We start from the raw sequence: 19,300 nt of genomic DNA on the forward strand, positions 1-19,300 counted from the left end.
TGGCCCGGGGGCGGTAACGTGCGGCGGCATGACCGTCCTGCCGTACGCGCACTGCCACTACTGCGGGGCGGCCTACCCGCCGGACGCCGACTGGCCCCGGCTCTGCCCGGCCTGCGGCCAGACGGTGTGGCGCAACCCCACCCCGGTCGCGGTCGCGCTGCTGCCGGTACGGACCGACGCCGGGCTCGGCCTGGTGGTGGTGCGCCGGGACATCGAACCGGCCCGGGGCCAGCTCGCCCTGCCCGGCGGGTTCGTCGAGTACGGCGAGGAGTGGTCCGAGGCGCTGGTCCGGGAGCTGCGGGAGGAGACGGGGCTGGTCGACGAGGCGCAGCGGGCCCGGTTGTTCGCGGTGCACGGCGCCCCGCACGGCGGCACCATGATGATCTTCGGGGTGCTGCCGGAGCGGCCGGCCGCACAGCTCCCCCCGTCGACGCCGACCGAGGAGGCCACCGAGTGGCTGGTCCTCACCGAGCCGGTCGAGCTGGCCTTCTCGACCCACACCCGGGTGCTGGCCGACTTCCTCGCCGGCCGGCACTGACCCCGCCGCGCCCGGCCGGCGCGGACCCGCCGCAGGTGCCGGACCCGCCGGACGCGCCGTGGTCAGACCCGGGCGGGCTGCGGGGCGAACGGGACGCTCGGCGTCGGGTCGGGGGCCGGCTCACCGGCGGGATGCCGCCACAGGCCCCGGGCCCGCAGGATCGGCAGCACCCCCTCACCGAACCAGTACGCCTCCTCCAGGTGCGGGTGGCCGGAGAGGACGAACTCGTCGATGCCGAGCGCGTGGTACTCGGCGATCCGGTCGGCGACCTCGGTGTGGCTGCCCACCAGGGCGGTGCCGGCCCCGCCCCGGACCAGCCCCACTCCGGCCCAGAGGTTCGGGGCGACCTCCAGCCCGTCGCGGCTGCCGCCGTGCAGGGCCAGCATCCGGCGCTGCCCCTCGGACTCGCTGCGCCGCAGCCCCTCCTGGGCGGCCCGGATGTCGGCCTCGTCGATGCCGTCGAGCAGCCGGCCGGCCTGCGCCCAGGCCGCCTCGGCGGTGTCCCGGGCGATGACGTGCAGCCGAATACCGAAGCGCGGCGACCGGCCGGCGGCGACCGCCAGGGCGCGGATGTGGTCGAGCTTGCCGGCCACCTGGGCGGGCGGCTCACCCCAGGTCAGGTAGACGTCGCTGTGCCGGGCGGCGACCGGGCCGGCGGCGGTGGACGAGCCACCGAAGTAGACGGGGGGCACCGGGTCGGGCAGCCGGGCCAGCCGGGCGCCCTCGACGCGCAGGTGTTCCCCGACGTGGTCGACGGTCTCCCCCCGCCACAGTGACCGCACGACGTGCAGGAATTCGTCGGTGCGGGCGTACCGGGCGTCCTTGTCGAGGAAGTCGCCGTAGGCGCGTTGCTCGGCGGACTCCCCGCCGGTGACCACGTTGAGCAGCAGCCGGCCGCCGGACAGGCGCTGGAAGGTGGCGGCCATCTGGGCGGCGAGGGTGGGTGAGAGCAGGCCGGGGCGGAACGCCACCAGGAACTTCAGTCGTTCGGTGACCTCGGCGAGCATCGCGGTGGCCAGCCAGGCGTCCTCGCACCAGGCCCCGGTCGGGGTGAGCGCGCCGACGAAGCCGAGTTGCTCGGCGCTGCGGGCGATCTGCCCGAGATAGGCGACGGTGGCGGGGCGGGCCCCACCGGCGGTGCCGACCGCGACGCCGTGACCACCGCCGACGATGTCGCGGCTGTCGCCGTAGGTGGGCAGGAACCAGTGGAAGGTCAGCGGCATCGGGGGTCCTCCTGAGGGATGGGACGACAACCAGGACAGGCTACCCATAAAACCTATCGGTTTGGTAGGTTACTGCCCGCCGCCGACCTGCGGCGTCGCGAGCACATCGTCCACTCCCGAGGAGCCGACATGTCCACCCCGCCGAGGAACCTGCGCCGGCTGGCCACCACCCTGTTCACCGCCCTGTCCCTGGTCGCCGTCGGCGGGGTCAGCGGCTGCACCGACGACGCCGACGCCCAGGCCGGCAGCGGCCCGCTGCGCATCGGCTACCAGCGCTTCGGCGGGCTGAGCCTGGTCAAGGCCCGCAACGCCGCCCCGGACGCGCAGTGGTCGCTGTTCGAGAGCGGCCCCGCCCTGACCGAGGCGCTCAAGGCCGGCGCGATCGACATCGGACAGGTCGGCGAGGCACCCCCGATCTTCGCCGCCGCCGCGAAGATCCCCTTCTCGGTGGTCGGCACCTCCGCCCCGATCCCCCAGGGCGAGGCGGTGCTGGTCAAGGAGAGCAGCGGCCTGAAGACCTTCGCCGACCTGCGCGGCCGGACGGTGGCGCTGAACAAGGGCAGCAACGTGCACTGGCTGCTGGTCCGGCTGCTGGCGGCCAACAACATGACGCTGAAGGACATCACCGTCAAGTACCTCAAGCCGGCCGAGGGACGGCCCGCGTTCGACAACGGCCAGATCGACGCCTGGATCATCTGGGACCCGTACTTCGCCCTCGCCGAACAGCCCGGGGTGAAGGTCCTCGCCGACGCCACCGGCCTGGCCAGCAACCGGGAGTACGTGCTGGCCTCACCCGAGGTGGTCCGGGACCGCACCGACGACGTCCGCGCCTTCCTCACCACCTACCGGAAGGTCACCGACTGGGGGATCGCCAACCCGGCCGAACGCGCCACGGTGCTCGCCCCCGAGCTGAAGATCCCGCTGGACGTCACCACCCGGGCCCTGGCCCGCAGCGCCCGCCCGCTGGCCCCGGTCACCCCTGCCGTCGGCACCGAACTCCAGGCCATCGCGGACGGCTTCACCACCCTCGAGCTCGTCCCCGGCCCGGTCGACATCGCCGGTCGGGTGGACGACCGGTTCAGCGCGGTGTTCCAGTGAGCAGCACCGTGCTGGTCAGCGCGCCACCGGCCGCCGTCGCGGCACCACCCGACGCCGGCCCGCGACGACGTGCCGGCCTGCGCTGGCGGCGACTGGTCAGCCCGGTCGTGCTCGTCGCCGGGTGGGAGGCCGCCGCCCACGCCGGACTGCTCGCCCCGGAGAAACTGCCCGCGCCGAGCCGGGTGCTCGCCACCGGCGTACGACTGGCCCGCGACGGCACCCTCGGCGTCCACCTGCTCGACTCCCTCACCCGGGCCGGCGTCGGGTTGCTCCTCGGCGGGCTGCTGGCGCTGGTCCTCGGCGTCGCCGCCGGGCTGCTCCGCCTCGGCGACGACCTGGTCGACCCGCCGGTGCAGATGGCCCGGATGCTGCCCCACCTGGGACTCGTCCCGCTGCTGATCATCTGGGTGGGGATCGGCGAGTCGCTGAAGGTAACCCTGGTCGCACTCGGGGTGTTCTTTCCGATCTACTTCAACACCTACGCTGGCATCCGGGACATCGACGAACGGCTCGTCGAGGCAGCCCGCACCTGCGGCCTCGGGCCCGCCGCCCGGCTGCGGCACGTGGTGCTGCCCGGGGCGCTGCCGTCGCTGTTCCTCGGGCTGCGACTGGCGATCGGGGCGGCCTGGCTCAGCCTCGTCGTCGGCGAACAGATCAACGCCCAGACCGGCATCGGCTTTCTGATGATGGAGGCCCGGGAGTTCAGCCAGACCGACGTGGTGGTGCTCGGCCTGGTCGTCTACGCGCTGCTCGGCCTGCTGTCCGACCTCGCCCTACGGATCCTGGAGAGGAGGACCCTGACATGGCGACGCGGCCTGCGCGCGACCTGACCGGCCCGGCCGGCGGCGCGGACGGGGCACCCGCCCGACCGGACGGGGTGACCGGTGGGGCCACGGTGCTGACCGCCCATGCGGTGCGGCGGGCCTTCGACGGCCGGCCGGTGCTCGCCGGGGTCGACCTGACCATCGCCGCCGGTGAGGTGGTGGCGCTACTCGGCGGCAGCGGGTCCGGCAAGAGCACCCTGCTGCGGGTCCTCGCCGGCCTGGACGTCGAGGCCACCGGCCGGACCCGGGTGCGCGGCACCGCCGCCGTGGTCTTCCAGGAACACCGGTTGCTGCCCTGGAAACGGGTCGGCGACAACGTTGCGCTGGGGTTGACCGGTCCCCACGTGCGCTCCCGGGTGGACCGGGCGCTGACCGAGGTGGGGCTGGCCGACCGACACCGGGCCTGGCCGGCGGAACTCTCCGGCGGTCAGGCGCAACGGGTCGCGGTGGCCCGGGCCCTGGTCCGGGAGCCGGACCTGCTGCTGCTCGACGAGCCGTTCGGGGCACTCGACGCGCTGACCCGACTGCGGATGCAGTCCCTGCTGCGTCGGCTACGCGCCGAGCACGGCTTCGCCGCCCTGCTGGTCACCCACGACGTCGAGGAGGCGCTGCTGCTCGCCGACCGCATCCTGCTGCTCGACGGGGGCGTCATCGCCGAGGAGATCCCCGTCGACCTCGGCCCCGCCGGCCGGTCCGCCGACCGACCGGCCCGCTCCCCCGACCAGCCCGCCTTCGGCGCGTTGCGTCGCCGGCTACTCGACCGCCTCGGCGTACCCGCCGCCTGACCCCGGAGCCGACCATGACCCGCTGGACACCCGACCCGAGTTTCTACCCCTCCCCCCGCGAGGCGGCCACCGCGCCCGCCGAGAAGCTGGCCTACGTCGCCGCGTTCGACCGTACGGCGCAGCGGCCGGACGCGATCGCCGTGCTCGACACCGACCCGGACTCCGCCGACTACGGCCGGGTGGTCGGCTGGACCGACCTGCCGCACACCGGCGACGAGCTGCACCACTTCGGGTGGAACGCGTGCAGCAGCGCGCTCTGCCCCACCGCACCGCACCCGCACGTCGAGCGGCGCTACCTGATCGTGCCGGGGCTGCGGTCGTCCCGCATCCACGTGTTCGACACCCGACCGGACCCGCGCGCCCCGCAACTGGTGAAGGTGATCGGCGCGCAGGAGCTGGCCGAGAAGTCCGGCTACTCCCGCCCGCACACCGTGCACTGCGGCCCGGACGGCATCTACCTGTCGGCGCTCGGCGGCGTCGACGGTGCCGAGGGTCCCGGCGGCGTCGCCGTGCTCGACCACACCACGTTCGCCGTCCGGGGCGCCTGGGAGGCCGACCGGGGCCCGCAGTTCCTGGCGTACGACGTGTGGTGGCACCTCACCCAGGACGTGCTGGTCACCAGCGAGTGGGGCACCCCGTCGATGATCGAGGACGGCATCGTCGGTGAGCTGCTGCTGGGGCGCAAATACGGGCACGCGATCCACTTCTGGGACCTCGCGAAGCGCCGGCACGTGCAGCGGGTCGACCTCGGCGACCAGTACCAGATGCCCCTCGAACTGCGCCCCGCGCACGACCCGACCCGGTCGTACGGCTTCGTGGGGGTGGTGATCAGCGTCGAGGACCTGTCCGCGTCGGTCTGGTTGTGGCACCGCGACGGCGCGGGTGCGGACGCCCCGTGGACGGTGACCCGGGTGATCGACATCCCGGCGGAACCCGCCGACCCGGCCGACCTGCCGGACCTGCTCAAGCCGTTCGGGGCGGTGCCACCGCTGGTCACCGACATCGACCTGTCGGTGGACGACAGGTTCCTCTACGTCTCCTGCTGGGGCACCGGGGAGCTGCGCCAGTACGACGTCAGCGACCCGTTCCACCCCGTGCTGGTCGGCTCGGTGCGGCTCGGCGGCATCGTGGCCCGCACCGCCCACCCGGCCGCGCCGGACGAGCCCCTGGCCGGTGGCCCGCAGATGGTGGAGATCAGCCGGGACGGCCGGCGGGTCTACGTCAGCAACTCGCTCTACGGTTCCTGGGACGACCAGTTCTATCCCGACGGGGTGGGCGCCTGGCTGGCCAAGCTGGACGTCGACCCGGAACGCGGCGGGCTCACCCCGGACGTGCGGTTCTTCCCGCGCGGCGAGGAGTTCCGGGGGCTGCGGGTGCACCAGACCCGGTTGCAGGGCGGCGACGCCAGCTCCGACTCGTACTGCTTCCCGTGACCGGGCGGACTTTGCTGGCGTTGGTGGCGCTCGGCGCGTTCCACGGGTTGAACCCGGCGATGGGGTGGCTCCTCGCGGTCGCCCGGGGGTTGCAGGAGCGTCGCCGGGCGGCGCTGCTGGCCGCGCTGCCCCCGGTCGCGGCGGGTCACCTGGCCTCGGTGGCGGTGGTCGCCGCGCTGGTCACCGCCACCCGCTCGGTCACGGCCAGCACCGCGCTGACGGTGACCGGCGGGGCGGTGCTGGTCGGTTTCGGGCTGTGGCGGCTGTTGTCGCAGCGGCACTTCCGCTGGGCCGGGATGCGGCTGTCGGCGGCGCAGGTGGCCGGTTGGTCGTTCCTGATGTCGTCGGCGCACGGCGCCGGGCTGATGCTGCTGCCGGTGCTGCTGGCCGACCCGCAGCCGGCCGGCGGGCACGCCGGGCACCTGGCGGCGGCGCCGGCCGGCGCGCTGCCGGGGCTGGTCGCGGCCGGGGTGCACACCCTGGTCATGCTGGGCGTCGCGTCGACCGTCGCGCTGGTGGTGTACGAGGTGCTGGGGGTCGGGGTGCTGCGCCGGGCCTGGTTCAACGTGGACCGGCTCTGGGCCGGGGTGCTGGTCGCGGCGGGGGTGGTGACGCTGGCCGCCGCGATCTGACCGAATGGCCCCGGCCGTGGTCGGCCAGTGGCCCTGCCCGGCGGGTAACTCCTACTGATTCAATAGGAGTTACCGTCGCCGAGCCGAAGGAGCCCCGGTGTCCACCGTTGTGTCGTACGACGAGGCAGACCACGACGCCCGCCGGGCCCGGCAGTGGCTGGCCGGTCAGGCCCGGGACCCCGGGGTGTCCCGCGCCGAGCTGATCGCGGTGGGCACGGCGATGAGCGCCCTCGCCACCGACACCCGGGAGCCGGTCACGCCCGCCACCGGGCCGGTCGGGGTGCCCCCGGGCATCGTCAAACCGCTCGACCCCGCGCAGCTCACGCCCCGCGAGGGCAACGCCGAGATGCGGTGGGAGGCGATGGCCGGCCAGGGATACGTGGTGCCGAACGACCGGTTCTTCGTCCGCAACCACACCCACACACCCCGCATCGACGCCGACACCTGGCGACTGCGGCTGCACGGCGACGGCCTGCGCGACGCCCCGACCCGGGACGCCCCGGTCGAGTTCGGCTACGCCGACCTGCGGGCGCTACCCGCCGTCGAGCTACCCGCCCTGGTCGAGTGCGCCGGCAACGGGCGGCACTTCTTCGCCAGCCAGCAGGACACCCCCGCCGCCGGGGTGCAGTGGCGGCTCGGCGGTGTCGGGGTGGCCCGCTGGCGCGGGGTGCCGCTGGCCACCGTGCTACGGCACGCCGGGCTGACCCCCGACGCGGTCGACGTGATGCCGGAGGGCCTGGACCCGCCGTACGTCACCGGGGGTGTCGACCTCGGCCGGGTACGCCGTCCGCTGCCGATCGGCAAGGCCCTCGACGACGTTCTGCTGGCGTACGAGATGAACGGTGCGCCGCTGCCACCCGACCACGGCTTCCCGGTCCGGGTGGTGGTGCCCGGCTGGATCGGGATCTCCTCGATCAAGTGGGTCGGTGCGATCGAGGTCTCCACCGTCGCGCTGTTCTCCCCGTGGAACACCAGCCTCTACCGGATGTTCGGACCCGGCCGGCCGGTCGACGGTGGGCCGGCCGACACGCAGTCGGTCAAGAGCGCGTTCGAGCTGCCCTGGGACGCCCGGCTGGCGGCCGGTGTCGAGACCACGCTGACCGGCCGGTCGTGGTCCGGGGCCGGTCCGATCGACCGGGTCGAGGTCGACACGGGCGACGGGTGGCAGCCCGCCACGCTGGTCGGGGCGGACCGGGGCGGGCCCTGGCAGCGGTGGTCGACGCGGTGGTGTCCGCCGACCGCCGGCCGGTGGACGCTGCGGGCCCGCGCGGTGGACGTGACCGGCCGGGGTCAGCCCGACCGGGCCCCGGGCAACGACCTCGGGTACCTCTTCGACGGGGTGGTCCGGCATCCGGTGACGGCGGTCTGACCGCGACGGTCGCCGCCGCGCCGGGGTGGGGTCGGTGTCCGGTCAGGCGCGGGCGCAGGTCGCCGTGCCGGTGGGACCGTTGCCGGTGCCCTGGAAACCGAACTCGGTGCCGGCTCCCGCACCGACGGTGCCGTTGTAGCTGACGTTGCGGAAGCTGACCGCACCGGAGGTGCCGGTGTGCTGCGCGTTCCACGCGTTGGTGACGGTGGCGTCCGACGGCAGGGGCAGGTTGACCACCCAACCGTCGAGCCCGGCCGGGCCGGCGGTGACCTTGACGGTGGTCACGAAGCCGCCGGGCCAGGAGTTCACCGACACCGCTGCGGTGCAGGCACCGTCACCGGGCGGCGGCGGCGTGGTCGGCGGCGGAGTCGTCGGCGGTGGTGTGGTCGGCGGGACGGTGGTGCCGCCCGCGTTGAGCGCGTCCAACGTGGAGGCGTACGCGGCCTTCTTGGCGCCGTTGCCGTCGAAGAGCAGCGGGGTGGCGCTGGCCCGCCACGAGTCGGTGTCCCGGATGCCGGAGACGGTGATGCCGGTGCAGCGGGAGACCGCCAGGCAGGCGCTGACCACGCGGGAGTAGCTGTCGGCCTGGGAACTGCCGGAGCCCTCGATGTCCAGCTCGGTGATCTGCACCTCGACGCCGAGGTCGACGAATCGCTGGAGGTTGGCCTGGTAGTCCGACGGCACCGGCGACTGGGCGGTGAAGTGGGACTGGAAGCCGACGCAGTCGATCGGCACGCCCCGGGCCTTGAAGTCCTGGACCATGGCGTACACGCCGTTGCTCTTCGGGTTCTGCCCGTCGGTGTAGTAGTCGTTGTAGCAGAGCTTCGCGCCCGGGTCGGCGGCGCGGGCGGCCCGGAACGCCGCCTCGATCCAGTCGTCACCGGTGCGCTGCAGGTTGGAGTCACGACGCCCACCGCTGCCACCGTCGGCGAACGCCTCGTTCACCACGTTCCACGCGTGGATCTTGCCCCGGTAGTGGGTGGCGACCTGGGTGACGTGGTTGAGCATGGCGTTGCGCAGGGCGGTGCCGGACAGGACCGCCGTCCAGCGCGGTTGCTGCTGGTGCCAGGCCAGCGTGTGACCGCGGACCCGCATCCCGTTGGCCTGGGCGTGGCTGACCAGCTTGTCGCCGCTGGCGTAGGTGAACTGGTTCGGGCTGGGCTCGGTGGCGTCCCACTTCATCTCGTTCTCGGCGGTCACCGAGGTGAACTCACGGTTCAGGATGCCGACGTAGACGGAGTCGGCGAGCCTGTTCACCGCCACCGCGGTGCCGAAGTAGCGGCCTGTCTCGGCGGCGGCGGCACCGAGGGTGGTGCCGGCGCTGGCACTGGAGGCGAGGGCGACGGTGGTGCCGACGGCGACCACGCCGGTAACGATCGAGACCAGTGCGGCACGCAGCCGCGGTGGTGTGGTCCGACGCCCGCTGCTGCGGGCGGACACATGGTTCATGGCAGAGACCTTTCAAGACGGTGAGGGGTGCACCGTCCCGACCTTTCGCCCGAGTGCGGTGGCCGGCCCGGGGAGGCGGGGTGGTCGCCCGGAGGCCACGCCCGCCTGTGCCGTCGCTCAGCCGCCACCGCCGAGGTCGAGGGGTTACCCGGTGACGCTATCGAAACATCCCCAAGAGTTCAACGAACGTCGATGCCTGAGCCGCCGTCACTCGGTGGCGGCGAGGTAGCCGCTCGCCTGCAACTCGAACAGCTCCCGGTAGGGCCCGTCGGCGGCCATCAGCGTGTCGTGGTCGCCCTGCTGCACCAGCCGACCGTGGTCCATCACGAAGATCTGGTCGGCGTGCCGGACGTTGGCCAACCGGTGGGTGATCAGCACGACCGTCCGGTCGGGCCGCCGCCGCAGGTGCTCGAAGAGCGCGTGCTCGGCGCGGGCGTCGAGGGCGGCCGACGGCTCGTCGCAGATCAGCAACCGGGCGTCGCGGTAGAGGCCCCGGGCGGCCACCAGCCGCTGCCACTGCCCGCCGGAGAGGTCGTGGCCGTTCTTGAACTCCCGGGCCAGCAGGGTGTCGTAGCCGAACGGCAGCCCGGCGATCATGTCGTGCGCGGCGGCCGACCGGGCGGCGTCCTCGACGGTCGGGCCGGCCGCGTCCGGGGGCCGGTCGTGCCGGCCGATGCGGATGTTCTGCGCGGCGGTGAACGGGAACTTCCACCACTCCTGGGTCATCACCGCCACCTGGGCGGCCGTCGCCGCCGGGTCCAACTCGGCGACGTCGACGTCGTCCCACCGGATCACCCCGCCGGTGGGCCGGTAGAGGCCGGCGATCAGCTTGGCCAGGGTGGTCTTGCCGGAGCCGTTCTCACCGACCAGGGCGATCACCTCGCCCCGCCGGATGGTCAGGCTGACCTCGTCCACCGCCGGGGCGTCGGTGTCCGGGTAGCGCAGGCTGACCCGGTCCAGCTCGATGTACTCGAAGCCGGCGGTGGGCCGCCCCTGCCCGGCGGCGGTGCGGCTGTCGGCCCGGTCGAGGAAGTCCCGGTAGTCCTGGTAGTAGAGGGCGTCCTCGTAGAGGTTGTTGGTGGCGTAGACGGCGAGCGCGAGGCTGCTGCGCGCCGACTGGAGGGCGAGCAGGGCGGTCGCCGCCGCGGCGAGCGCGACCACGCCGGTGAGCAGCAGCCCGCCGAGCACGGCGTAGACCGCGAAGGCCGCGATCCCGCCGACGGACATCCCGACGGCCCTGGTCCGGCTCTGCGCCCGGGCCAGCCGCAGCAGCGCGGCCGTCTCGACGGTCATCATCCGGCGGAACTCGGCGAGCAGGAAGTCCCGCATCTGGTAGGCGCGTACCTCGGCGGCGGTGTGCCGGTTGGCCATCAGGTGGGCGAGCATCCACATCCGGCGGCGGCGGTTGATCCGGGCCAGCATGTCCAGGTACTGCCGGCGGGCCATCCGCACCGCGGTGACCGCCTCCGGCACGGCAGCCAGCAGCAGGCAGGGCAGCAGCACCGGTTGGATCACGGTCACCGCGGCGGCGGTGGCCAGCACGCCCACCACCCCGGTGATCAGGTTGACGGTGTGGTCGACGATCGACGCCGCCTCGGCCATCCCCCGGTCGCGGACCCGGTCCATCTCCTCGGCGAAACCGGCGTCGTCGAAGGCGGCCAGCTCGACCGCCGTGGTGGTCTCGAACAGCCGCAGCTCCACCGCGTAGTTGATCTGTGGGATCAGCCGGGCCTGCGCCCAGCCGGCGGTGACGGTCAACGTGCCCTTCACGGCCACCGCCGCGGCGGCCAGGACCAGCGCGGGCAGCGCGGCCCGGACCCGGTCGGGCGTCGGACCGGCGGCGAACAACTCGCGCAGCACCCCGGTGGTGGCGAGCAGGCCGAGGGTGGTCATCACCCCGGCGGCGAGGTTCAGACCGATCGCGGCGAGGGTGTCGCGACGGTTGGTCGCCCAGGCCAACGCGATGGCCTCGCGCACCAGCCGGGGCAGCCGGCGGGCCACCGACCGGAAACTGGTGTGCGCGAACTCGGTGGCGTGGTGCATCCATCCGCCGTCCGCCAACTCCGGCAGATCCAGCCCGGCCTCCGCCGAACCGACCTCCGCCGCAGGCTCGTCCGTGGGGGTCGAACGGCGGGGGCCGATCACCGTCGCCATGGGTCCTCCCGGGCCGAAGGGGGCAGGGCACGGCGAGCCTACTGTCGGCGACGAGGCGATGTCGCCCCGTGGTCGGCGTGTCGTACACCTGTCGCATTGGCGTGTCGCCGGCCACCCCGGGGCGGCGGCTGCGCCGGGTCGCGTCGCGTGGCCGCGCCCCGGGTGGCAGGCTGGGACGCGAACCGTCGGCGGCACCACGCGCCGACGACCGTCGTGAAGGAGAAGATCGACCCGATGGCTGCGAGTGTGACCACCACCGACGAATGGCAGGCGCTGCGCAAGCACGCCGAGACGATGCGCGGCACCCACCTGCGGGAGCTGTTCGCGGCCGACCGGCAACGGGGTGAGCGGCTCACCGGCGAGGTCGCCGACCTGCACGTCGACTACAGCAAGCACCTCGTCACCGACGAGACCATCGGGCTGCTCACCGCGCTGGCCGGGCGGGTCGGGCTGACCGACCGGATCGCCGCGATGTTCGCCGGGGAGCACATCAACTCCACCGAGGACCGGGCCGTGCTGCACACCGCGCTGCGGCTGCCGCGCGACGCCGCACTGACGGTGGACGGGCAGGACGTGGTCGCCGACGTGCACCGGGTGCTGGACCGGATGGCCGCGTTCAGCGAGCGGGTCCGCTCCGGGCAGTGGCGCGGGCACACCGGCGAGCGGATCAGCACGGTGGTCAACATCGGCATCGGCGGCTCCGACCTCGGCCCGGTGATGGCGTACGAGGCGCTCAAGGCGTACCGGGACGGCGGGATCGCCTGCCGGTTCGTCTCCAACATCGACCCGACCGACATCCACGACAAGACCCACGACCTCGACCCGGCGAGCACCCTGTTCGTGGTGGTGTCGAAGACCTTCTCCACGCAGGAGACGCTGGCCAACGCCGAGCAGGCCAAGACGTGGCTGCTGTCGGGCCTGGACGCCGACGACGACGCGGCGATCGCGAAGCACTTCGTGGCGGTGAGCACCAACGCGGGCCGGGTGGCCGACTTCGGCATCGACCCGGAGAACATGTTCGGCTTCTGGGACTGGGTGGGTGGCCGCTACTCGCTGCCGTCGGCGGTCGGGCTGTCGGTGATGCTGGCGGTCGGGCCGGACCGGTTCCGCGAGCTGCTGGCCGGCTACCACGCCGTCGACGAGCACTTCCGTACCGCGCCGGTGGAGCGGAACCTGCCGGCGCTGCTGGGCCTGCTCAACGTCTGGTACGTCGACTTCCTCGGCGCGCAGACCCACGCCGTGCTGCCGTACTCGCAGTACCTGCACCGGTTCCCAGCGTACCTGCAACAGCTGACCATGGAGAGCAACGGCAAGTCGGTGACCCTGGACGGCACGCCGGTCGACCACCCGACCGGGGAGATCTTCTGGGGCGAGCCGGGCACCAACGGCCAGCACGCCTTCTATCAGCTCATCCACCAGGGCACCGTGCTGATCCCGGCGGACTTCATCGCGTTCAGCCAGCCCAACCACGACCTGGGCGAGATGCACGACCTGTTCATGTCGAACTTCTTCGCGCAGACCGCCGCACTGGCCTTCGGCCGGACGGCGGAGCAGGTCGAGGCGGAGGGCACGCCCGCCGAGGTGGTGCCGCACCGGGTGATGCCGGGCAACCACCCGACCACCTCGATCATCGCGCCGAAGCTCACCCCGTCGACGCTGGGCCAGCTCATCGCGCTCTACGAGCACATCGTGTTCACCTGCGGCGCGGTGTGGAACATCAACCCGTTCGACCAGTGGGGGGTGGAGCTGGGGAAGGTGATGGCCAACCAGCTCGCGCCGAAGCTGACCGGGGACGCGCCGGACCTGTCCGACGTGGACTCCTCCACGGCGGCGCTGATCAGCCGCTACCGCCGGGAGCGCGGTCGGGCCTGAGGTCCGCGCGGCCGTTGCGGGCACCCGGCAACGGTCACCGGTGAGGTCCGTCGGGACGGCGGCCGGGTCACCCGACCCGGCCGCCGTTTCTTTCGGTACGACTGGTCCAACCAGTTGACGGGTTGATGGGTACGCCGGCACACTGCTGCCGTGGCCTTCGTCCCCGTGCCCCGCAGCTCCGTCTCCGACCACGTCTTCGCCCAGCTCCGCGACGCCATCGTCAGCGGGCGGCACGCCCCGGGCGACCCGCTGCCCGGTGAACGCGAACTCGCCGCCGCGTTCGCCGTCAACCGGCACGCCGTGCGGGAGGCGCTGCGCCGGCTCCAACAGCTCGGGCTGCTACGGGTCAGCCAGGGCGGCGTCACCCGGGTGCTGGACTGGCGGGTGCACGCCGGCCTCGACCTGGCCCTGTCCCTCGTCCAGTCCGGCGACGTGCTGCCGGTGGAGCACCTGGTCCGGGACATGCTGGAGATGCGCGCCTGCGTCGGGGTCGACGCGGCCCGGCGCTGCGCCGTCCGGGCCACCGGGGCGGTGGGGCGGGTCGTGGTCGACACCGTGGAACGGTTCGCCGCGCTCGCACCCGACCTGGCCGCCATGGCCGAGGCGAACATCGCGCTGTGGCGGCACATCGTCACCGGCAGCGGCAACACCGCCTACCTGCTCTCCTTCAACAGCCTGGTGGCCGGGGCGCTGGCCGTCGGGGAGGTGCCGCCGCAGCGACGCGCAGCCGAGTTGCTGGACGTCGCCGGGCACCGCCGGCTGGCCGCCGCGATCGCCGACGGCCGGGGCGACGACGCCGCCACCGAGGCCCACACCCTGCTCACCGCGTCCCTCACCGCCCCCACCGGCTGACCGCCACCCACCCGCCGACCGCTCGTCGGCCCGACCCGCCGACCGCTACCCACCCCGACCCGCCGACCCGTCCCGGGCGTCCACCCCCGTCGCCCGTCCCCCGGAAGGGAACGTCGCGCATGATCCCCGCCGTGCTCTACGCCGTACCGGCGTTCCTGCTGCTCATCGCCGTCGAGGCGTGGTCGTACCGGTTCGCGCCGGACGACGACGAACGCGGCTACGAGCGGCGGGACACGACCACCAGCCTCACCATGGGCGCCGGCAGCCAACTGATCGGCTTCCCGTGGAAACTGCTCACCGTCGGTCTCTACGTCGCGCTGTGGACCGTCGCCCCGGTGCAGCTCTCCCCCACCAGCGTCGGGACCTGGGTGCTGCTGTTCCTCGCCGACGACCTGGCCTACTATTGGTTCCACCGCACCCACCACGAGGTACGCCTGTTCTGGGCCAGCCACGTGGTGCACCACTCCAGCACGCACTTCAACCTGTCCACCGCGCTGCGGCAGAGCTGGACGCCGATGACCTCGCTGCCGTTCTGGCTGCCGCTGGCGCTGCTCGGCATCCCGCCCTGGATGATCTTCCTCCAGCAGTCGGTCAGCCTGCTCTACCAGTTCTTCCTGCACACCGAGCGGATCGACCGGCTGCCCCGACCGGTCGAGTGGGTCTTCAACACCCCGTCGCACCACCGGGTGCACCACGGGGCGAACCGCGAGTACCTGGACCGCAACTACGGCGGCATCCTGATCGTCTGGGACCGGCTCTTCGGCAGCTTCGCCCCGGAACACACCCCCGTCCGGTACGGGCTGACCACGAACATCGGCACCTACAACCCGCTGCGGGTTGCCACCCACGAGTACGCGGCGATCTGGGCCGACGTCCGGCGGGCCGGCTCGTGGCGGCACCGGCTCGGGCATGTCCTCGGCCGCCCCGGTTGGCAGCCCGCCCGATGAGCCACTTTCGACCCGACCGCCCACCCGGGCGTCCCGGGCCGCACCAGGCGGGGGCCGGCGCGTCTCCGGCGGGAGTGCCGGTGCCGCCACCGCCGACCGGGGTGCCAGAGCCGGCGGGGGTGCCACAGCCCGCAGGGACGACCGGGGTGGCGGGACGGTGGCTTCTCGGGTCGTTCGGGCTGGTCACCGCCGTGGAGCTGACCGGGGTCGCGCTCGACTCGACAGCGGTGCAGTGGGCGGCCAAGCCGCTGCTCGCCCCGCTGCTGCTCGGCTGGCTGCTCGCCGTACGGCGGCGGTGGGACCCGGTGGCGACCGGGCTGGTCTGCGCGACGGCGGGTGACGTGGCGCTGCTGGTCCCCGGCACCACCGCGTTCCTGATCGGGATGGGGTGTTTCCTCGGCACCCAGGCGGCGTTCCTGGTGGCGTTCCTGCGCCACCGGCGGCCACCGGCGGGGGCAGTCGCCGGATACCTCACCCTGTGGGCGGCGGGGAACGCGCTGCTCTGGGGCCGGCTGGGCGACCTGCGGCTGCCGGTGCTCGGCTACAGCCTGGCGCTGAGCCTGATGGCCGCCGCCGGCTGGGGGGTGTCCCGGCGGGTGGCCGCCGGAGGTGCGCTGTTCCTCCTGTCCGACCTGCTGATCGGGGTCGAGGCGACGGGTGTCCGACTGCCCGGCCACGGGCTGTGGGTGATGACCACCTACCTGGCCGCGCTGCTGCTGATCACCACCGGCTGGGCGGGTCGCCCGGCACCGACCGCCGTCAGGTGAGGGCGGCGACCAGGGCTTGCGGGGCCATGGTGGACGGGCGGTCGCTGACCTGGCCGTCGCCGATCTCCACCAGCCGCCACCGACCGTCGGCATGCCGGGCCAGGTCGGCGGTGACGAACGGCAGACCGAGCGCGGACAGCACAGGGGCCAGCGGCCCGGTGTCCACCGGGGCGTCGGGAAGCTCCCCCGGGGTGTCCGGGTGCGGGCCGGTGAGCACGCACCGGCCGGCGACCCACCAGGTGCGCACCTCGACACCGGACAGCGGCTCGAACCGGCGCAGCACGAAACCACCGGTGAAGTCGTCGTCGCGCAGTTCGCGCAGCCGGGTCGCGATCCGCCAGGCGGCCTCCGCGTCGGCCAGCTCGGGGACGAAGCACGCCTCGTGCCAGTGGTGCTTGGCAGACTTCGTCCAGTCGCGCAGCACGGCCGGGCCGGCGCCCAGCCCGGCTCGCGCCCGGTCGAAGTCGGCCCGGTCGACGCCGACCGTCCAGCGGGACTCGGGGGTGAGCGTCGCCGCGGTGGCGTACCACCCGGGCAGCTCGTGGGCACGGCGGTACTGGTCGGGGTCGGTGCGTAGGGTCACCTGCCGGGCGCGGAGCGCCTCGGCGAATCCGGCGTACCCGGTGGCGGACAGCATCCAGCCCCGGTAGACCGCGTCGTCGTCGGCGGGGACCCCGGCGACCGCCCGCCCCGGGTCGCGGCCCGCCGCGAGCGCGTCGTGGTCGACGACGGCCACCCGGTGGCCGGCCTCGCGGGCGGCCTGTGCCTCCGGCGCGAAGTGCGGGTCCGCTCGACGGGGGCGCAGCGGGTCGGCGGGGACGATCAACAGCATGCCCGCATCCTCCCCCAGCCGCGCCACCCCGGGCCGCACGCCCCGGGCGGTGCGGCTCCCCGCGTCGGGGGTGGCTGAGCCGGCAGGTCGGCTCCGGGCGGTGCGGCTCTCCGGGCCGGGGTGGCTGAGCCGCCGGGTCGGCGAGTCGGCCTGGGCGCGGGCCGTCGCGGGCCCCGACCGGTGCGGCGCGCGGCTGCGGCGTCAACCCGCTGCCGGCCGGTCGCCGTCGGGCGGGCGGATGCCGGTCAGCCGGCACAGCGCGGCGAAGCCGTCCTCGGTGCCCGGCCAGTGCCGGCGTACCGCGTCGACACCCGCCCGGCGGACCACCGCGCGCAGCACCGCGGCCACGATGATCGCGTCGTCGGCGTACCCGATGACCGGAACGAAGTCCGGGATCAGGTCGATCGGGACCGCCAGGTAGGCCATCAGCAGGCCGAGACGCACCCGTACCCCGCGCGGCAGGGTGGCGTCACCGGCCAGCCGGCGCAGCAGCCGCAGCAGGTCCGGCAGCAGCCGCAGCGCCTCCGTGAGCAGCGCACCCCGGGGCCGCACGATCAGCAGGCCGACCAGCAACGCCGCCCAGGTGGCCAGCGCCGCGACGGCGACACCGAGCAGGACGTCCCGGAGCATCTGCTGACTCCCTCCCCGCCGGACGACCTCCCGGAACGGGCCCGCCGCCCCGGCCCGGACCAGCGGCGCGACACCCGGGTCCGCTCCCCGCCGACGGGCCGACACCCGCACGGCATCCCACCACGGGACACCACGGGCGGGATCAGGGGGTCATCTCGTATCGGCCGGCCAGGGCCTGGACCCGGGACCAGACCCGGCCGGCGCGGGCCGCGTCGGCGACCGGGCGACGGACCTGGGTCAGCGCCCAGGTGGCCTGGGCGTCGGTGGTGGTCGGCTTGCCGTGCAGTTCGGTGGCGTGGCCGGCGAAGTCGCGGACCAGGACGTCGAAGATCTGGTCGAGCAGGTCGACGTCGAGCCCGGTCGCCCCGGCCTGCTCCAGGATGAGCTGACCGTAGACGACCAACGCGAAGAGCTGCCCGAGGGCGAGCAGGAAGTCGAGGTCACCCTGCTGCTCCTCGCCTGGCGGGTGGGCGGCGAGCAACTCGCGCAACCCGTCGGCCTGGGCGGTGAACCGGGCCACGTTCGGCACCTCGGCCCGGGCGGCGTACGCGGCCCGCCAGTCGTGGAACCGGATCGCGCCCAGACCACGCGCCGGGCCCTGCCGGAACAGGAACCCGTCGTCGGCCGGGTCGTGCCGGGTGGGCACCGGGGGAAACTCGGCCGGGGCGAAGAAGTAGTTCGCCATGAACTTCAGGATCAGCGCCAGGTTGACGTGCACGGTGCCTTCGAGCTTGGGCAGCCCCCGGATGTCCCGGGCGGCCTTGTCGAAGTAGGTGTCCGCCTCGAACCCCTTGGCGGCGATGACGTCCCAGAGCAGATCGATCACCCGCTCGCCCTCGGTGGTCACCTTCATCTTGGTCATCGGGTTGAACAACAGGTAACGCCGGTCGTCGGGGCCGGCCGAGCGGAAGTAGTCCACCGCCCGGTCGCTGAACAGCTTCATCGCGACCAACCGGGCGTACGCGTCGGTCAACTCCCGGCGGACGTGCGGGAAGTCGGTGACCCGCCGGCCGTAGAGCACCCGGCGGTGGGCGTGGGTGACCGCCTCGTACATGGCGTGTTCGCAGATGCCGATGCTGGCGGTGCAGAGGTTGAACTTGCCGACGTTGACGGTGTTCAACGCGGCGTCGAACGCAGCACGGCCGGTGTGCAGCACGTCCTCGGCGCGCACCGGGTAGTCCTCCAGCCGGAACTCACTGACGTACATCTGCGCGTTGACCACGTTGCGGACCAGCCGGTACGCCGGGTGCCGGCTGTCGGCGGCGAAGAAGACGTAGCCGTCGGGCCCCTCGACGTCGGCGCGGCGACCGAAGACCGAGACCAGCCCGGCGACGTTGCCGTTGCCGATGTAGTACTTGCCGCCGGTGGCCCGGAAGCCGTCCGCGCCGTCGGGGGTGAGCAGCATGTCGGTGGAGTAGATGTCGGCGCCGTGGGCCCGTTCGGAGAGGCCGAACGCCATCACGTGCCCGTCGTCGAGCAGCCCCGCCGCGCGGGCGCGGACGGCGGCGTTGTCGCTCTGCCAGACCGGGCCGAGACCGAGGACGGTGACCTGCCAGGTGTACCAGTAGCCGAGCCCGTAGAAGCCGAGCACCTCGCTGAGCGCGGCGTTGCGCGCGGTGTCCCAGCGTTTGGCCGGGTCACCGCCACCGTCGGCGGCCGGGGTGCAGAAGGCCGCGAACAGCCCCTGCGCGGCGACGAAGTCGAGGAAGTCGGCGTACCAGGTGTGGTCGTTGTAGCTGTCGACGAGCGCCTTCTTGCCCCGGCGCTCGAAGAAGTCGACCGTGGCCCGCAGCAGCCGGCGGGACTCCTCGTCCAGGTGGTCGGGGTCGTAACGGTGCGGGTCGAGCAGCAGGTTGTCGTCGGTCATCGCGAGGTGGTCCCTTCTCCGAAGGTGG

At 73.6% G+C, this 19,300-nt stretch carries 17 protein-coding genes; 11 read left to right on the forward strand and 6 right to left on the reverse strand.

Annotated features, from left to right (window positions below):
* Positions 1–28 precede the first annotated feature (28 nt).
* A complete protein-coding gene (locus ACQP2H_RS17285) occupies positions 29–538 on the forward strand; it encodes an NUDIX domain-containing protein (RefSeq protein WP_357534453.1) in 510 nt (169 codons plus the stop codon).
* A gap of 62 nt (positions 539–600) precedes the next feature.
* Here the strand turns inward: ACQP2H_RS17285 and ACQP2H_RS17290 are convergent, their stop codons facing one another.
* Positions 601–1,761, reverse strand: a complete 1,161-nt coding sequence (locus ACQP2H_RS17290; RefSeq protein ID WP_363821470.1) for an LLM class flavin-dependent oxidoreductase — start codon at positions 1,759–1,761, stop codon at positions 601–603.
* A 129-nt stretch (positions 1,762–1,890) separates the two neighbouring features.
* On the opposite strand from ACQP2H_RS17290, the gene ACQP2H_RS17295 reads away from it, so the two are divergent.
* The 6 genes from ACQP2H_RS17295 (at position 1,891) to ACQP2H_RS17320 (ending at position 7,902) form a co-directional block, all read left to right on the forward strand.
* Positions 1,891–2,859, forward strand: a complete 969-nt coding sequence (locus tag ACQP2H_RS17295) for an aliphatic sulfonate ABC transporter substrate-binding protein (protein ID WP_219462533.1) — start codon at positions 1,891–1,893, stop codon at positions 2,857–2,859.
* Positions 2,856–3,689, forward strand: coding sequence for an ABC transporter permease (locus ACQP2H_RS17300; RefSeq protein WP_363821473.1), 834 nt, complete (start codon positions 2,856–2,858; stop codon positions 3,687–3,689). The genes ACQP2H_RS17295 and ACQP2H_RS17300 overlap by 4 nt, the downstream gene beginning before the upstream one ends.
* A complete protein-coding gene (locus tag ACQP2H_RS17305) occupies positions 3,662–4,468 on the forward strand; it encodes an ABC transporter ATP-binding protein (protein ID WP_433228055.1) in 807 nt (268 codons plus the stop codon). The genes ACQP2H_RS17300 and ACQP2H_RS17305 overlap by 28 nt, the downstream gene beginning before the upstream one ends.
* A gap of 14 nt (positions 4,469–4,482) precedes the next feature.
* Positions 4,483–5,901: a selenium-binding family protein gene (locus tag ACQP2H_RS17310; RefSeq protein WP_433228057.1), complete on the forward strand. Its 1,419-nt coding sequence runs from the start codon at positions 4,483–4,485 to the stop codon at positions 5,899–5,901.
* Positions 5,898–6,533: a hypothetical protein gene (locus tag ACQP2H_RS17315; protein ID WP_219462561.1), complete on the forward strand. Its 636-nt coding sequence runs from the start codon at positions 5,898–5,900 to the stop codon at positions 6,531–6,533. Before ACQP2H_RS17310 ends, ACQP2H_RS17315 begins: the two co-directional genes overlap by 4 nt.
* 97 nt (positions 6,534–6,630) lie before the next feature.
* Positions 6,631–7,902, forward strand: a complete 1,272-nt coding sequence (locus ACQP2H_RS17320) for a sulfite oxidase (RefSeq protein WP_363821476.1) — start codon at positions 6,631–6,633, stop codon at positions 7,900–7,902.
* Between the two features lie 42 nt (positions 7,903–7,944).
* On the opposite strand, the gene ACQP2H_RS17325 is transcribed toward ACQP2H_RS17320, so the two are convergent.
* Both ACQP2H_RS17325 and ACQP2H_RS17330 read right to left on the reverse strand, forming a co-directional pair.
* Complete coding sequence (locus ACQP2H_RS17325; protein ID WP_433228060.1) at positions 7,945–9,351, reverse strand: endo-1,4-beta-xylanase; 1,407 nt, start codon at positions 9,349–9,351, stop codon at positions 7,945–7,947.
* Between the two features lie 207 nt (positions 9,352–9,558).
* On the reverse strand, positions 9,559–11,505 hold the full coding sequence (locus tag ACQP2H_RS17330; RefSeq protein WP_433228062.1) for an ABC transporter ATP-binding protein: 1,947 nt from the start codon (positions 11,503–11,505) through the stop codon (positions 9,559–9,561).
* Between the two features lie 234 nt (positions 11,506–11,739).
* Here ACQP2H_RS17330 and pgi point away from each other — a divergent pair, with 234 nt between their 5' ends.
* From pgi to ACQP2H_RS17350, 4 genes are all read left to right on the forward strand, one after another.
* Entirely contained in the window at positions 11,740–13,377 is a 1,638-nt protein-coding gene (pgi, locus tag ACQP2H_RS17335; RefSeq protein ID WP_219462568.1) for a glucose-6-phosphate isomerase, read from the forward strand.
* A gap of 150 nt (positions 13,378–13,527) precedes the next feature.
* Positions 13,528–14,229, forward strand: coding sequence for a FadR/GntR family transcriptional regulator (locus ACQP2H_RS17340; protein ID WP_219462578.1), 702 nt, complete (start codon positions 13,528–13,530; stop codon positions 14,227–14,229).
* 119 nt (positions 14,230–14,348) lie between these two features.
* Positions 14,349–15,176, forward strand: a complete 828-nt coding sequence (locus ACQP2H_RS17345) for a sterol desaturase family protein (RefSeq protein ID WP_219462579.1) — start codon at positions 14,349–14,351, stop codon at positions 15,174–15,176.
* Between the two features lie 146 nt (positions 15,177–15,322).
* The gene (locus tag ACQP2H_RS17350) at positions 15,323–15,943 is read left to right on the forward strand and encodes a lysoplasmalogenase (protein WP_219462582.1); all 621 of its coding nucleotides are present in this window, start codon (positions 15,323–15,325) and stop codon (positions 15,941–15,943) included.
* Here the strand turns inward: ACQP2H_RS17350 and ACQP2H_RS17355 are convergent.
* The 3 genes from ACQP2H_RS17355 to ACQP2H_RS17365 form a co-directional block, all read right to left on the reverse strand.
* Positions 15,936–16,775 (reverse strand): ATP-grasp domain-containing protein, encoded by an 840-nt coding sequence (locus ACQP2H_RS17355; protein WP_219462583.1) that lies wholly within the window; start codon positions 16,773–16,775, stop codon positions 15,936–15,938. The two genes, ACQP2H_RS17350 and ACQP2H_RS17355, sit on opposite strands and share 8 nt — an antisense overlap.
* Positions 16,776–16,976: 201 nt before the next feature.
* Positions 16,977–17,405, reverse strand: coding sequence for a YkvA family protein (locus ACQP2H_RS17360; RefSeq protein WP_363821488.1), 429 nt, complete (start codon positions 17,403–17,405; stop codon positions 16,977–16,979).
* A 142-nt stretch (positions 17,406–17,547) separates the two neighbouring features.
* The gene (locus ACQP2H_RS17365) at positions 17,548–19,272 is read right to left on the reverse strand and encodes an acyl-CoA dehydrogenase (protein WP_363821490.1); all 1,725 of its coding nucleotides are present in this window, start codon (positions 19,270–19,272) and stop codon (positions 17,548–17,550) included.
* Positions 19,273–19,300 lie beyond the last annotated feature (28 nt).

Origin of the sequence: Micromonospora sp. CA-248260, assembly GCF_050942205.1 — a bacterium.
Lineage (GTDB): Bacteria > Actinomycetota > Actinomycetes > Mycobacteriales > Micromonosporaceae > Micromonospora > Micromonospora antibiotica.